The 15,474-nt window shown below is 30.9% G+C and carries 14 protein-coding genes; all 14 read right to left on the bottom strand.

Annotation, left to right across the window (positions count from 1 at the left end; genetic code table 11):
• Nucleotides 1-630, bottom strand: a 630-nt coding sequence (locus tag PHF25_02280; protein ID MDD4526847.1) for a class I SAM-dependent methyltransferase, incomplete at its 3' end; no start/stop codon positions are given.
• Complete coding sequence (locus PHF25_02275) at nt 627-1,757, bottom strand: glycosyltransferase family 9 protein (protein ID MDD4526846.1); 1,131 nt, start codon at nt 1,755-1,757, stop codon at nt 627-629. The genes PHF25_02275 and PHF25_02280, both read right to left, overlap by 4 nt.
• A 5-nt stretch (nt 1,758-1,762) precedes the next feature.
• Nucleotides 1,763-3,166 (bottom strand): hypothetical protein, encoded by a 1,404-nt coding sequence (locus PHF25_02270; GenBank protein ID MDD4526845.1) that lies wholly within the window; start codon nt 3,164-3,166, stop codon nt 1,763-1,765.
• Between the two features lie 144 nt (nt 3,167-3,310).
• Nucleotides 3,311-4,678 carry a class I SAM-dependent methyltransferase gene (locus PHF25_02265; protein MDD4526844.1) on the bottom strand — a complete coding sequence of 456 codons (1,368 nt, stop codon included), beginning with the start codon at nt 4,676-4,678 and terminating at the stop codon, nt 3,311-3,313.
• A 13-nt stretch (nt 4,679-4,691) separates the two neighbouring features.
• Nucleotides 4,692-5,468 carry a class I SAM-dependent methyltransferase gene (locus PHF25_02260; GenBank protein MDD4526843.1) on the bottom strand — a complete coding sequence of 259 codons (777 nt, stop codon included), beginning with the start codon at nt 5,466-5,468 and terminating at the stop codon, nt 4,692-4,694.
• A gap of 22 nt (nt 5,469-5,490) precedes the next feature.
• Nucleotides 5,491-7,179 (bottom strand): ABC transporter ATP-binding protein, encoded by a 1,689-nt coding sequence (locus PHF25_02255; protein ID MDD4526842.1) that lies wholly within the window; start codon nt 7,177-7,179, stop codon nt 5,491-5,493.
• Between the two features lie 95 nt (nt 7,180-7,274).
• Complete coding sequence (locus PHF25_02250) at nt 7,275-8,747, bottom strand: hypothetical protein (protein ID MDD4526841.1); 1,473 nt, start codon at nt 8,745-8,747, stop codon at nt 7,275-7,277.
• Between the two features lie 83 nt (nt 8,748-8,830).
• Nucleotides 8,831-8,998, bottom strand: coding sequence for a hypothetical protein (locus PHF25_02245; protein MDD4526840.1), 168 nt, complete (start codon nt 8,996-8,998; stop codon nt 8,831-8,833).
• The gene (locus PHF25_02240) at nt 8,995-9,267 is read right to left on the bottom strand and encodes a prepilin-type N-terminal cleavage/methylation domain-containing protein (protein MDD4526839.1); all 273 of its coding nucleotides are present in this window, start codon (nt 9,265-9,267) and stop codon (nt 8,995-8,997) included. The genes PHF25_02245 and PHF25_02240 overlap by 4 nt, the downstream gene beginning before the upstream one ends.
• Nucleotides 9,264-9,539, bottom strand: a complete 276-nt coding sequence (locus PHF25_02235) for a hypothetical protein (GenBank protein MDD4526838.1) — start codon at nt 9,537-9,539, stop codon at nt 9,264-9,266. The genes PHF25_02240 and PHF25_02235 overlap by 4 nt, the downstream gene beginning before the upstream one ends.
• Nucleotides 9,540-9,558: 19 nt before the next feature.
• Entirely contained in the window at nt 9,559-10,590 is a 1,032-nt protein-coding gene (locus PHF25_02230; protein ID MDD4526837.1) for a type II secretion system F family protein, read from the bottom strand.
• The gene (locus PHF25_02225; GenBank protein ID MDD4526836.1) at nt 10,580-12,244 is read right to left on the bottom strand and encodes a GspE/PulE family protein; all 1,665 of its coding nucleotides are present in this window, start codon (nt 12,242-12,244) and stop codon (nt 10,580-10,582) included. The genes PHF25_02230 and PHF25_02225 overlap by 11 nt, the downstream gene beginning before the upstream one ends.
• Nucleotides 12,245-12,322: 78 nt before the next feature.
• Complete coding sequence (locus tag PHF25_02220) at nt 12,323-12,658, bottom strand: STAS domain-containing protein (protein ID MDD4526835.1); 336 nt, start codon at nt 12,656-12,658, stop codon at nt 12,323-12,325.
• A gap of 15 nt (nt 12,659-12,673) precedes the next feature.
• Nucleotides 12,674-15,421 (bottom strand): SpoIIE family protein phosphatase, encoded by a 2,748-nt coding sequence (locus PHF25_02215; protein MDD4526834.1) that lies wholly within the window; start codon nt 15,419-15,421, stop codon nt 12,674-12,676.
• Nucleotides 15,422-15,474 lie beyond the last annotated feature (53 nt).

The following is a 15,474-nucleotide window of genomic DNA, read 5'->3' as shown; positions in this document are numbered from 1 at the left end:
ATTAAAAGTAACCAACGGCTTTATAATTAAATAAGGAAGCACAAGAAAAGACTTTAAACTACGAATAATTTTTACTTTCTCTACAAAAAAACCTGCATCTACGAACAATCGCCTAAATCCAAATTTCCTAAAAGCTCTAATATGACCATAATCTCCCCAAAAATTCATAGCTATTGCAAAAATTGACCTATTAGCTGGGGCTAAAGCATAACAATATCTATCTTTCTTTAATAATGCAAAAATTTCACCTACTATATCTAAAGGATATTGGACATGTTCTAATACGTGCGAACAAATAACTAAATCAAACTCTACACCTAGAAATTCACATTTTTCTTTTAAAATATTCTTATATTCAACAAAATCAGGCAAGAACTTACCAACATCAGATACGTCAACACCATAATAATCAAGATCTGGACGCCAGTATTGTAAAGACTTCAAAAACCCACCTCTACCACACCCATAATCCAATACTTTTGCATTAGCAGGAAGTGCAAAAAAAACATTCAGAAATGACTTAGGAAAATCTAATTTTGAAGGCACTTCCACATAGTTATTGTATCTCCCATTATAAGAATTTTTATAATAACTGTCTGGATAAATACCTGATTCATTTTTTTTTATCATATTACTTTCAATACGTCCCCTACCTCTATTTTACACATACAATCCCTTGATTTACAATTAATAATTGTAGATGGAAAATGAGAAAGATGGCAAGGTCGGCAATTACCCTTAGTCCACTTTTCATCTGGACGACATTCATCATGAGCATATATTGCTATATGTTCACCTACCAAAGGCATTAATGTTTCATAATCAGTTGGCCCAAAAAAAGTTATTGTTTTTGTTTTTACTGCAGCAGCAAGATGCATAGGTCCAGAATCATTAGTGATTAATACCCTACTTTTTTTCAAAAAAATTGCTGTTTCTCTTAAGGTAAATTCTCCACAATAGTTCTTTAATCTAGATTTATCAAAAAAAGCATCTTCAATTTTACGAACAAATGCTATATCATTCTTACCCCCTATCAAGCATACTTCATGTTTTGTCAAAAGATGTTCAACTAATGAAATATATTTATCTAAACTTAAATTTTTGAGAGAAAGCAAGTCAATAGAAACATTTTCTGAACAACTTGCAAATAAGACAATACGGTCTGATGAAGACCCAACATCACCGTATTTATTTTCATAAGATTTAACTTCACTCTCACTTAGATATATTTCCATTCCTATATTGTTTCGGACAGAAAAACCCATGGATCTTATAACTCCTAAATAGCTATCAACTTCATGAATCTTATCTCTAGGAACTCTCTTAAACTTGTAATTCAACAAAAAACCTGCACTATTTGTGTCTATCCCAGACAACACCTTATGTTTGAAACCCCAAGCAAAAAAAATATTCTTTATCCCAGTATTTAAACAAAATACAATATCATATTCATTTTTTCTAAGCATATTTACATTTTCAGATGTCCTTAAATATACAGCTGTCAAATTCGGATTATTCTCTAGAACTTCTTCTGACCACTTAGAACCCACAAGACAATCAATCTTAGAATGTTTAAATATTCTCCTTGTCTCTGCAATCATCGGAGTAGACATAAGCATCTCACCAAACCCTGAATATATATTTATTATTAATATCCGCTTTACAGTTTCAGGAACTACCTTTACTGTCTTTCGTCTAATTAAAAAAGAAAGAACCACTAAACAAATGTTAAAAATTAGTCTATAAATCTTCCTCAAAATCACTATTCAAAAACCTCGATATATTCATATTTACCAAATGCAGGGTATAGATAATATTGATGCAAATTAGTCTTACACAAGCGGTCAACTCTCAATAAAAACTTCATTAATATTCTCTTCAACATACTCCAAAAAAATCGTAATCTTTCAAATGCACTCTTCTCAGTTAATAAAAAATAATCCATACTAGCAGCTTCTATTCCTGAACTATAAAATGCGGCCTTGCTTTCTGCAATCAAAAGCATCACATCCCTTTTGTCCACTGAATCAACAATTTCTACTCTAGGCAAATCAATAAAATCATTTACAAGACTCTTCAACCTTTCTCCTACAATAACAACTCCAACCGACTCGTAATACTGATGAAGTATTTGTACAACATCATATATCTCAAATCTAAAACCATCATCAAGAATATTTGTATTATTTATTAATTTTTTTATGCCATATTTATCAATCATATTATCAAAAGACATTTTTTTCATTTTCTCAATAAAACTATACTCATGATAAGACAAAAAACATTGTGAAGCTACTTTTTTGCCTGCTTCCGCAATTATAGCCACCTCATCAGAATGAACATTATAGTACAATATTTTTTGAAATAACTCTTCAAAACTTGACCACCCAACATAATGTATCCCTTCTACAAAAAACTTATTAATAAAAGATAAATTTGAGGGCCTATCTAACAAGCATAACGATCCGGACTGCATCATAAGATAAATTTGTGGCGTAAATTGACCATTAGAAGTACAACAAATTGATATCCTTACTTGCTTTAATATCTTCAAATAATTTTCATATCCTGTATGCTGGAAAAATTGAAACTTTATATTATTGCTTCTACATTTTGACTCAACATACAACAACATATTATTTGCCCTTATGTTGGCCGAACTTACTCTATGTCCAATATATACAACATCAAATTCTCTACTATATTTTTCTCCCTCGACAAAAGCATTAGTCTTCACCCAAGGCCAAAAAAAAGTTTTGATATTTTTCTCCCAAAAAAAGCGCCCATGTTCAGGCTTAGCATAGGTTAGAACTCCATCATAAATTTCTTTTTTTAAATAATCAATAGCATCTTTGACCATCAAAAAATTAAAATGCGTATCTGCTATAACAAAGAATTTAGGAATAGAAATGCCTTCTATATTTGTTAACCTTGTGTCACCATTAATAAAAACATCTACGTTTTCTTTTACCATATTATAAATACAAACAACATTAAATTCTTTAGTATGAATAAATCTAATATTGAATGAATTGAAATTACTCAAATTCTTACCAACAAAAATATATCTATCAAAAAAAGGATACAGTATTTGATAAGATTGATATAAATAATCTGTTCTGTTTTTGTTCAGCTTAGAACTGCAATAAATCAACAATTTTTTCACAAGAAACACCTTATCTTTTTATTTATTATAATCCAGACACAAAAATCCTCATTTAATGAAAACACATACTGGAATCCGTACAAAACATCTTTAACTCTATTCCGCTTACTCAAATAATCCTCGGTAGAAGCATCTTTATAATAACTATAATTCAGGAACATTACTCTTTTTAGCAACAACAATAAAAGAACAAATTAAAAATCTTTTTAATAGCCCAAAACTTAAAATAACTAACAATTTGCTTTTCCAAGAATTACTATATATTGGAATCAACTTATCAATAGAATAAGAAGACTCTTTAAAAAGATTAACAATTACTCTTTTTGTATAATACCTCAAATGTGTTCTATCAAATATTCCACTTTCTTGAAGTTCATATCTATTAGTTAAGATTTTTAAAACTGGTCCAAGATGACCGACATTAGGAATGCTTGCAATAAGAACCCCTTCATCACAAAGAACTTGGGAAAACTTTTGCAACACCAACCATGGGTCCTTTAAATGCTCTATTACATCACCACAAATAATAACATCGGAACTATTATCTTTTAAATCTAAGGTTATTCCTTCAATATCTCCCTCAATTATCCTATCTGCAACGCCAAATGCTATTTTTGCTGCCTTATCATAAATTTCTATTCCTGTTGTAGACACATTTGGGTATATCTCCTTAATCTTTTTTAACGTATCTCCCTCTCCACAACCCAATTCAAGAACATTAACAACATCTTTAGGCACATATTGAATTAAATCCAGTCTAGCATTGCCATAATAATTATAATTCCATTTGTTTTCTTTTATTTTTAATATCCTCTTTGGGAACAACAATGCTAGCAAGTTATATGCGTACCTTTTTGTCTTATCCTTAATCCTAAAAAATAAAGATTGTCTATCTGTTTGTATATTCTGGATACAACCGTATGCACGAGGATTCTTATTTGACAGTGGCCAAAACTCAGCAGCATATCTTTTATTTAAATATATTTGATACCAAAAATTATACTTTTTTAAATATTCCTTAAAAGGTTTTAAAGACTTAACATGGCTAACGTTTACCCACCAAAAATTGCCAGAGAAATGTGGTGTTTTTCCAAAACTTAAATAAGCACCAACCATATCATACTTACCTAACTTATTAATGCAATCTTTATAATTATCCACAACACAATTCAACATTTTTATTCTAGTCTCATTTATAAAAGTCCCTGATGAAACTCCTTTTGTGTGGATATATAATATTTTACATTTCCCCTCATAACTTTTTGCAAAATCATCTAAATAACTCATGGTTTTAAGTTCATAGTCAAAATAATTCGGAGAATTGTATATTACTGAGATCTTTGGGTCAGTGGATAAGCGAATATCTCCCTCACCAACGATACCAAGGAATATCTTTGTACAATCATTAATTAAGCCTGAAGCCTGAATGTGCTCAAAAATTTCATCAACAATCTCTTGATAAAACTTTCCAATAGTTGCAATATGAAAAAAAACATAGATATCTTCCTTCATTTAATCCTTACTATTAGCGACCGTAATAAAAACTTGGCAAATGGAAAAAACAAAGAATCCGATTAAACATTCTCAATAGAACTGATAATAAGCGTGTCAAAAAATTCCTTTTAATTATTTTGGGACTACTTCCCAGATTACTAACTACATCTACAATTCTTTTTGGAGAAATATTGTGCCCTTTCTCAATAACTAATACACTATCATAATAATGTAATGACTTCACTGACCTAGTGAAAGCATCAACCTTCAAGCTTCTTTGCTGTGAATATCTAGCATTTATTTTATCAATGAAATTTTTACTAAACTCAATAAATGTACCAGTTCTCTTATGCCCACCACCATAAGACAACCAATAAGAGGTATGTAAGTCTTCACACAAATAAACGCCTTCTTCACTTATATGATCAAATAAAATCTTAAAAGTTTTTATTTGTTGTCGCATAGTATGCCCACCATCATCAATCAAAATATCAATCTTTGGCACCAATTCCTTCAATTTATTCAAAAACTTTTGGTCTGATTGTGATCCTATTATTATATGAATATTTTCATCCTCATATTTTTTACATTCAGGATTAATGTCTACTCCATAAATGGTAACTTTCTCACCAAAATAATATTTCCACATTTTCAAAGAATCACCTTTAAAAACACCTATTTCCATAAGGACTAAATTTTTCTTACTTTTAAATCGCTTAAAATGATCATCATAAATATCTAGATAATTATCAAATTTGTCAGCATGATTATCCTCATATTCACTGTAAAACTCTTTAAACCTATTCATTATTTGGCTCCTTAAAAATTTATTAATCACCCATCTTATAAACTAAATCACAATTTTTTAAAAAATATTCTCTATGGGTAACGATAATAATTGTCAGTTCTCCATCTATTCCTAAAATCTCTTGTATGATATCATTTTCAGTAATTTGATCCAAAGCTGAAGTTGCTTCATCTAAAATCAAAACACTAGGACTATCATACAAAGCACGCGCTATACCTATCCTTTGTTTTTGCCCACCACTTAACATAATACCATTCTCTCCTACTATAGTATCGACACCATCTTTAGTTAATAAAAAGTCATATATTTTAGCTATCTTCAAAGCATTGATAACCTTGAGCTCATCTTCTTTTCTTCCGCAAATAACATTTTCTTTTACTGTGCCTTCAAATAAATAAATATTTTGGGGAATATAACCGATATTTTTACGCCAAGAATTAATGTTTGTTTTATCAAGCAAAACATCATCAATCCTTATAGTCCCCTTATTGGCTACTAACAACCCTGTAAGTATGTCAACAAGAGTACTCTTACCACAACCACTAGGGCCAACAATCGCAAACTTGCTTCCTTTAGGTATAGCCAATTTAATATCTTTCAAAACTTGCTGATTTTTATCATATCCAAAACTAACTCCATCAAGCGAAATCTTTTCAGAAAAGTTAACAAACTTGTCACCCAAATCCTCACAGTCTCTTCTAAACTCTATTGCTAATTTACTTATTGAACCTTTAAAAAAAATCAAATAACCCCAATTTACCAGAATCTTATTTACTGAAGGGAGTAGCCTAAAAAAAGCAATTGCATACATAGTAAGTAGCGTTACTGCCACCGCTGGATCTTTATATAAAAATAATGCATACAACAAGATAATCAACAAAAGACAAATGCCACCAGTTTCCATAATGATGCGCGGTATAACTAAAAATAAACCTTGGATAGCTTCGGCTCTCACAAAACCAGAACTAGAATGAAAGAAATTTTCTTTAAAATGACTCTTATCTGTCATTAACTTAATATATTTATAATTCCCAAAGGTTTCATTTAACGTGCTAATTAATTTTGACTGACATTGATTCCTCTTAACCCCGGCATTTTTCAATATTGGATTTGCCACTTTTGCGATAATCCATGACACAATAGCTATCCCTATTGATAAACTAATAGTTATTTTCCAATTAATTAAAATTAACAACACATATATTATTGAAATAATCATAACTTCAGAAAACAAAACAAGAGCAGCATATAAAAAGGATGTAAAGTTTAAAGATTCGTTTAAAGTGTTGTGTATAAAAGAAGACGAAGACCCTTTACTATAGTCAATGTAATCTAAGCCAAGATATTTCTCAAACAACCGAAAGGATAATGTGCGATAACGTGTTCGTGAAAACTTAACAAGGAAATAAGTATAAAGAACATTTACTAAACCTCTAAAAATAATTAAAAATAACAACAAACAACCAAATATAAATAAAAAAATTAGAGGTGAAGAAAAAGAAAAATAATTATAAATAGCACTTAAATATTTATTATTAAGCAATAACTGTTGATTGCTCACTAATGCTAAAAAGGGGACTACCATTGATAAACTAAAAAGCTCAACAAAAGACACAACAACTGATAATGCAATTAAAACAACCAAATATACTCTGTCTCTAATTGTTAATAGACTAAAAAAATCTTTTATAAATTTAATAATTGCACCCACTCAAAAAAATTATATACTAGCTCCATTATAGATTAAAATAATCAATATTTACTATATAAGTTTCAACACATTAACTGACTTAAAAATTATTAGCATCAAGCATCTTTTCTTATTACATAATAGTAATACTTGTAATCAGTATTCATCAACCCTATTCTCTGTAAAAAGCATTTAGATGATTTTGAAAAATTATCGAATCCCTGGCTTACCAATACTTTCCCATAATTCCTCTCTAAATCTTTTTCAATATATTTCGGAGTCTCAGGTGTACCATTTATCCTTAACGTTACTATTTTAAAGACATATTCTGATGATAATGAGATTGAAGAAGGGAAGTGCTTATCTCTTAAATATCCAAATGGACATTTATCATCAGCAATCCACAGTACATTCCCATACTTATTAAAAACTGAGCTATAAAGCTGAAAAACTTTCTCCTTTGGAACAAAATATATAGGGTTAATAAAACTCTTATGTAAAATATTTTGTGATATTGCAAAACTATTAACAACTAAGAAAAAAATTACAATTACAGAACTTTGCAAGTTTGCAATTAATAAAAATAAGATATAACCCACTGGCAATAAAAATCTAGCAAAAGAAAAAATTGGATATCTTGTTACAACAAAAGTTAAAAATAACGACAAAAAAATCAAATTAAAAAGAATAAAACCCACATGAATACGAGTTTCATTATCATCAAGCATATGATGAATCTTTTTAAGATTTAACAAAATCAAAATTAATAACACAACTAAAAATAGTGGTGCTATATACATATTAAAAAATTCCCCAAAACTAATATGGTATAACGATTGAGTAAAACCCATTAGTGGTTTAATTAAGTGAACATATGAAAACTCATGTCGACCCAAAGCACCAGAAAGCCCAGAGCTATGTGAATATTGATGATTTAAATAAAAAATAGGTAACATTACAATTAACTGAATTATTATGCTTGCAAAAATAGGCCTTAACTTGAATTTATGTAATTCTTGTAACATCCTAAATGCAGTATAAAATGCAGCCAACATCAATGTCGGATAATCAGTGTAAGCAATGAATACAGTTAAAATATTTAAAAAAATTAAATGGGATAGATTGCCTGTGTCTTTCAACCATTGGTTTAATTGATTATAAAAAACGATATAGAAAAAAGAAACCATTGAATAGTATCTAACCATATGTGAATACATAAAAAAGAAAGAAGAAAATACCGTAAGGACTATAAAAACTATACGTTTGTTGGTATTTGAAATAAAATACTTAGATATATAAGCTATAGTTGCAAAATGCCAAAATATTGAAAACAACTGGAACATATAGTCATTATGGAAACTGATATTAAAAATCTTTTGCCAAAGATTTAAAAGTAAATAATATAGTGGTGGATGATTATCTGGAAAAGAAATATACTCTTTTATTAAATCAATAAACCCAATTTTAGCATAATAAACAGAAAACAATTCGTCACCCCAAAAAGTAAACCTCGTAGCTAATACTGTGTATACGCCTATAAAAATCAAACAAAAAAATACAAAAAAATTCTTCTTAAAAAAATTTAACACACCATTCACCTCATAACTATTTTATAACAGGACAAAACCATTCTACTGTTATACTTTATAATATTATAAAACCCTCATGCCCATCAAGGATTAACCTTCTCTGTCCACGCCATAATTATCTGTTTATCCTGCTCAATAAAATCCTCAATCATTGCCTGTTTTGAATAAAGAACACTTCTTAAAACTAAACCAGTAACTCCCAAAAGAAACAGAACTATCATCATATAAAGAAGCATATAACCTTTTCTCATTTTTCTTCTCCAATGATGACTAAATTATTAATGGCTTTACCTTTTTTAACAAAATACTTAATATTACTATCTTCAGTATTAATCACAATCAATGCTTGTTTTTCCTTCTCTAAAACAAAAGACATATCCTCTTTTACTAATCTTCTTGAATTAAGTTCTGCACTAACTGAGTCAAACGTGATTGTTATCATTCGAAACAAAAAAGGCATAATAATCCCAGCTAAAACTAAAACAATCATGGTTTCTATAAGAGTAACGCCTTTTCTCATCTAGCTTTCCCTCTTATTTCTTCTTTGACTATTGTTCCCTCCAACAAGCTCACATAAAAGAATTCACCCTCTTTACCTATCATAAACTGTTTGTTATGAGTTACATATTCTCCTAGGCTCATATCTCCGTTATATGCATTAATAAACACCTCTTTGGTTAAAAAATAGTCATTCAATTGAGCATTGTTTTGATTTTTTTGAATTGCTCCTATAAAAGAAATCCAAGGAATAACTACCAAAGAAAGAATAAAAAGGACTATGATTACTTCCAACAGCAGAAAGCCTCTTTTGTTACGCATGAATAACAGCTGTCATTCTAAATAAAGGTAAGAGGAAGGACATGCTTATAAAGGCTACAAAAACACCAATAATCACCAAGGAAATTGGTCCAATTAAACTGATTAATCGGTGGACTAATACATCTATTTCTTGGTCTAAATGGTCTGAAACTTTAACGCACACATCGCCTAAAGCAGAAGATTCTTCACCAGTTGTTAGCATCTGCACAACCATATTTGTAAAGAACTTAGATTCATCTAAGGCTTTGGATACTTTCATCCCATCAAGAACTTTTTCATACACAAGCTCTAGCTTTTCACGAAAGAAAATATTAGTAACAGAATCAATACTTAACCTCAAAGACTTAATAACTGTTATCCCCGATTGCTGCAAAGTGCCAAAATCAGACAGAAAAAGCAACATAGATAAATAGTAATAAACATTTCCAAAAACAGGCAACATATACTGTGCTTTAGCAAAATACATTTTAAGGTCTTTCCGTAATATAAAATAAGACACAAATAAAAGGCCAAACACAACAACAACAAACCTTAGCCAATTGTCAGTAAAAAACTGATGTGTAAAAAAAAGTATCCTCGTAGGTAATGGCAATATTACACCAGCTTGAGAATAAACTTCTTGAAAATTAGGAATAATCTGAATATTTACCCATAATAAAATACCAATACTAAGCAATGTAAGTAAAACTGGATAACTAAAAGCATTTAACAACTTTCTCTTTAGTTCTATCTTCCGTTGCAAATACTCGATTGCCTTATTCAGCGCATGGTCTAAAGTTCCTTTATGCTCACCAACCTTTATAATGTTGGTTATAAACACCCCTGTCTTTATTTTGGTATGCAGAATATGAGAAAAACTATCTCCCTCTCTTAACTGCAGCACAATTTCTTTGATTATTTTTTTTATTTTTGTATCTTCTGCGTCGTTATATATAATTGTTATGCTTGGGTAAAGGGAGATTCCACTGTTCAACAAATATTGAAGCTGTCTGAAAAACCACATAATCTCCAGATCACTTAACAACTCTAGCCACCTCTTCAATTGTTGTTACCTGTTGTCTGACTTTATTAAGACCGTCGTCTTTTAAAAACTCGGTACCAATAGAGTCTTGATATTTTCTTATATCAAGCTCCGAAAATTTAGATTGGTTAATCATCTGCTTCAAAACATCGTCCATAGTTAAAAGTTCAAACAACCCAGTTCTGCCTTTATAGCCTGTATTCCTACAACTACTACAACCTTTTCCTTTGAGGAAAACATCATCAGCACTCAAATTACCCCAATTAAGAAGATCCTGTTCTGAGGTATACATGTCTCGACATTTTGAACAGGTTTTTCTAACAAGTCGTTGTGATAAAACCCCTAACAATACAGAAGAAATCAAATAAGGCTCGACTCCCATATCTATAAGTCTAGCGACAGATGATGCTGTATCATTCGTATGCAACGTAGATAAAACAAGGTGGCCTGTTAATGCTGCCTGAAACGCTATCTCTGCTGTTTCTTTGTCTCGAATTTCTCCTATTAAAATTATATCTGGGTCTTGCCTTAAAACAGAACGTAGACCTCTAGCAAAAGTAAGACCACATTTTGGATTAATCTCACTCTGGTTAATCAAATCTATATGGTATTCAACTGGGTCTTCTATTGTTACTATATTTTTATCATTACTCTTTATCTCGTTTAGAACTGAATATAAAGTAGTTGTTTTCCCGCTACCAGTTGGGCCACTTACTAAAAATATTCCATAATTATTTTGAATGATGGACCTAAGCTTTATATAGAGCTCATAATCCATCCCTAACCTCTCTAGATCAAAAACCATATTGTCCTGATCTAACAAACGTAAAACAAGCTTTTCTCCATATAACATTGGATAACTTGAAACACGTATATCTATTAACCTTTGTTCTGCTTGTATGCGAAAACTACCATCTAAAGGAAGCCTTTTTTCTACTATGTCCATTTTTGCTAATATCTTAATACTAGAAATAAGTGGCTGACTTAAATTAATAGGAAGCGACCATTTCTTATGAAGAACACCATCTAAACGGAATCTAACTTCCATCCCTGTTTCTTTTGACTCTAAATGAACATCCGAAGCATTATCTTTAATAGCAGTTGTAATTATTAAATGGGCTAACTTATTAACAGGTCCGAGTTCGTCTTTTTCTTTAAAAATAGCATTTTCTTCCAAAAAAGATAAATTAATATCTAAAGCACTGTAACTTTCAATAAGGTCTTTGATCGTAGTGTTTGCGCCAAACCACCTGTTGATGACCTCTTCTAAATCAGAATATGTTGCTACTACTGGCTCTACTCTTAGCTTGGTATAAGCGGTTACTTCTTCGATTACTTCTTGGTTGAAAGGATCTAACATTGCTAAAGTGAGAGAATCTAAAACTTTAAACATGGGAAACACTAAATGTTTTCTGATAATTTTTTCAGGCAAAACATTAATAATCGAGCGATCTGTCTTTCTGTTTGCCAGCCCTATAAACGGAATATCCATAAACTTAGCCATAAACATGGATAATTGTAGCTCGTCAATCTGTCCACTACTAACCAGAACATTAATTAACCCTTGGTTTTGGACAGCCATTTGCTGGTAAACATCTTGAAGTTGCTTAACAGTAATCAAGCCTGCATCAACTAATGCTTCGTCTAAAGATTTCATCTTCCCCCCCCCAGTCAATTAGTGAAAAGCGATTAGTGAATCGTGAATAGAAATTTATAACTTTTCACTTTTCACTTTTTAAAAACTATTTACTGCACTGTCTGTGTTATCAAATATCTGAAAATACTTTATTATCCTTGTCATCATCAAGATTTCTTTAAAATCTTCATTAAGATTGGACAATCTTAAATCACCATTAGCTTTTTGAGTTGATTTAAGACCTTCAACCAATGCACCAAGACCTGAACTATCAATATAGTTACATTCACTAAGATCTATGACAATTTTTGCATTACCCTCGGCAATAGTCTGAGTAAATGTCTCGTTTAGCTGAATAGAATCATCAAACTCTACATCGCCATCTATCTTAAAGACAATCACTTCACCTTTTTTCTCTTTTATAAGCTGTTTCATAATCCCCTCTCCTTTTTAAATAATATACTTTGTAAAAGTTAGAATATTTCCCTTTTCATTAAACTTCACATCATCCATGCAAGCCATCATCGCCATTATACCTCTTCCTCGATTATTAATCTCTTGTTGATTCTCAAAAAACTTGAGTCTGCTCATATCAAACCCTTCACCCTCATCAATAACAGAAAGCTCTATCTTCATGTCTGTCACTTTTCCTTTTAAGTAGACATACTTATCCTTATTCTTTTTATTACCATGCTCGAAAGCATTCATCAAGGCTTCGGATAAAGCTAATCTAATATGATTAAACAATCTTTTGTTTATTTCTAACTTTTGAAGCTTCTTCAAGAACTCCGAAATAACAGCCTTCACATCTTCCATAGAGCTTTTAATTTTATAATCAACTTTATATATTATCTTCTCTTCAACAGGGTCAAGTTTATCGAAATCAATAATAACTAAAGTAATATCATCTGCAAACTCCGTGGAACCTCCATATATTTCAGCTTCTCTTATAAGTATTTTCAATAATTTATCAACAGGTAGAGTGTGGTGTTCTTTAATAAGCTTGGCTAATCTTTCTTTAGAAAACAATTTCTTTTCTTCATTTCTAACTTCCGTAATACCATCAGTATACATAACCAATTTGTCGCCTTTACTAACAGCAACGTTCTTTTCAATATACCCACCTTCATCAAAAGTACCAAGATAGGTACCTTCACCGTCTAAAAACACTACCTCGTTGGTATCTTGTTTATATAAAATAGGAGGATTGTGTCCTGCCTTACAATATCTAATAATATTTTTTTCTATATCTAACACACCATAAAAGGCAGTAACATAGAAAATAGGCGACTTGCTTAAATAATGCTGTAAAGCAGAATTGGTATGATTCAAAACTTCTTCTGTTGATAGATACCTTTGGCCATATTCTGTAAAAATACTATTTGTCATTGTCATAAGAAGTGCCGCTGGTATGCCTTTACCAGAAACATCTCCGATAACAATACCTAATTTATTATCTGTTCTTTGGATAAAATTATAAAAGTCACCACCAACTGACCTACAAGGAATATTCTTGGCTGCTATCTTAACTGCTTCTGTTTTTGGAAGGTCAGCAGAAAGCATGCCTTGTTGAATATATCTGGCCATTTGCAATTCTTTAGCTGTTCTCGATTGTTCAATTCTTAACTGTTTATTTAGTTCTTCACTCTTTTTATATAAACGAGCATTTTCTAAAATAACAGCAGATTGATTGGCAATAGCAGTTAACAATCTAATATTTGTCTGTTTTGCTGAATCTTGCCCAATATCAATAACCAAAACGCCAATAGCTTTCTTGCTACTCAATAGTAGCGGAATAGCTACAAAATTCATCATTCCAATATCGGTAATTGAGGCATGGTTATACTCGTCAACATCCTGAGCTCCCATTTGGATGATTCTGCCCTCAATCAAGGCTTTTCCCTCAACTGTCCTAGAAATATCCAGCTTTAAGGTAGAAAGGTCTACTCCGTCCAGCCTACTTGCTGCCTTTGCTACTAAATATCTATTATCTTCGTAAATATATAAAATCGATCTCGAAAAGTTCAATTCTTCAGTAAAAATAGAACAAATCCTGTCCATTATGCGCTCTAATTCAAACTCTGAAGTAAGTGTTTTTATTACATTATAAACTGTAGAAAGTTCGATTAAGTGTTCTTCCGACTTTTGATAACGCTTAGAGTTGTTAAGTGCCAACACGATATTATTAGCTAAACTTGAAGCTATTCCTAAATCTCTTCTAGTAAAGCAAACCTGCGTAATTGGTCTCATCGCTCTCAATTCTCCAATGATATTTAAGTCATCATCAAACAAAGGAACGGAAAGCAGAGAATAAACGCCTAAATCCTGCAAGAAAGGTTGAGGGAAAAAAACATTATCTTCATAGTTTTTAACCAAAATACCCTCTGCTACATCGTGTGACATCTGCAAACATTCTCTAAATTTTGGAGTTTCATCTATCCTTGCTAACTGAAATTCTGTAAACCCAAACTCTTTCTTGATATTAAAAACAGAGTCTACATCATCTCTTAACAATACAATAATTTTAGGAGCTTTCAGAATAATAGAGGCGTTACGGACAATAATGTCAAAAGTCTTATTAAAATCGAACAAAGAACTAATAACTTTTCCAACTTCATATAAAGAAGTAATTTCTTTTTCTTTGGTGGTGGCTTCCTCATAACGCATAGCAAAATAAATCTTTTGTGAAAACTCGACGGCCATTTCTTCTAAAAAGAATAAATCATCAGTAGAAAAAGGTTTATTTATTTTTTTGCCAACACAGAGAATACCAATGCACTCATTTTCTATATAAAAAGGAACTGCAATTTCTGTTTGAATCTCTTCTAAAGAAGCAATTAAATTACTAAAAAGATTTAACTTGGCTTCTTTAGCATCACTTTTCTTTTTTAATTTATCATAGGCTAATTGCAAACTCTTAAGGACCAAGGGCTCTCTTTTGTTAAAAAAATACTGGATGAAAGCCTCGTTCTTAGAAAAAGACAAAAATCTCTTTTTAAACTTAATGGATTCCTTTAGTTCAAATTCTTCAGAATTAATATTATGTAAAAGGAACAAAACATTCTCTACCCCAATATTTCTAGAGACAGAGGTAATTAAATACAAGAGTATTTGTCTTATATCTATCTGCCCTTCATAATTACGTGATATTTCCTGAACCTTACGTGCCAACAGAAGTTCGTTCTTTTTCCTTATCATCTTTTAATTATACAAGAAATATCATAAATTGCTAATGGCTGAAAGTAGCCAGA

This window comes from Candidatus Margulisiibacteriota bacterium (genome assembly GCA_028706105.1).
GTDB lineage: Bacteria > Margulisbacteria > Riflemargulisbacteria > GWF2-35-9 > DYQY01 > DYQY01.
Note: the sequence above shows the minus strand (reverse complement) of the source record. Positions and strands in the feature narration are given on the sequence as shown.

What these genes read in the sequence shown, in the direction of transcription:
- PHF25_02220 (MDD4526835.1), bottom strand. Translation starts at nt 12,658, where the DNA reads ATGAAACAGCTTATAAAAGAGAAAAAAGGTGAAGTGATTGTCTTTAAG.
- PHF25_02245 (MDD4526840.1), bottom strand. Translation starts at nt 8,998, where the DNA reads ATGAGAAAAGGTTATATGCTTCTTTATATGATGATAGTTCTGTTTCTT.
- PHF25_02265 (MDD4526844.1), bottom strand. Translation starts at nt 4,678, where the DNA reads ATGAAGGAAGATATCTATGTTTTTTTTCATATTGCAACTATTGGAAAG.
- PHF25_02225 (MDD4526836.1), bottom strand. Translation starts at nt 12,244, where the DNA reads ATGAAATCTTTAGACGAAGCATTAGTTGATGCAGGCTTGATTACTGTT.
- PHF25_02260 (MDD4526843.1), bottom strand. Translation starts at nt 5,468, where the DNA reads ATGAATAGGTTTAAAGAGTTTTACAGTGAATATGAGGATAATCATGCT.
- PHF25_02240 (MDD4526839.1), bottom strand. Translation starts at nt 9,267, where the DNA reads ATGAGAAAAGGCGTTACTCTTATAGAAACCATGATTGTTTTAGTTTTA.
- PHF25_02215 (MDD4526834.1), bottom strand. Translation starts at nt 15,421, where the DNA reads ATGATAAGGAAAAAGAACGAACTTCTGTTGGCACGTAAGGTTCAGGAA.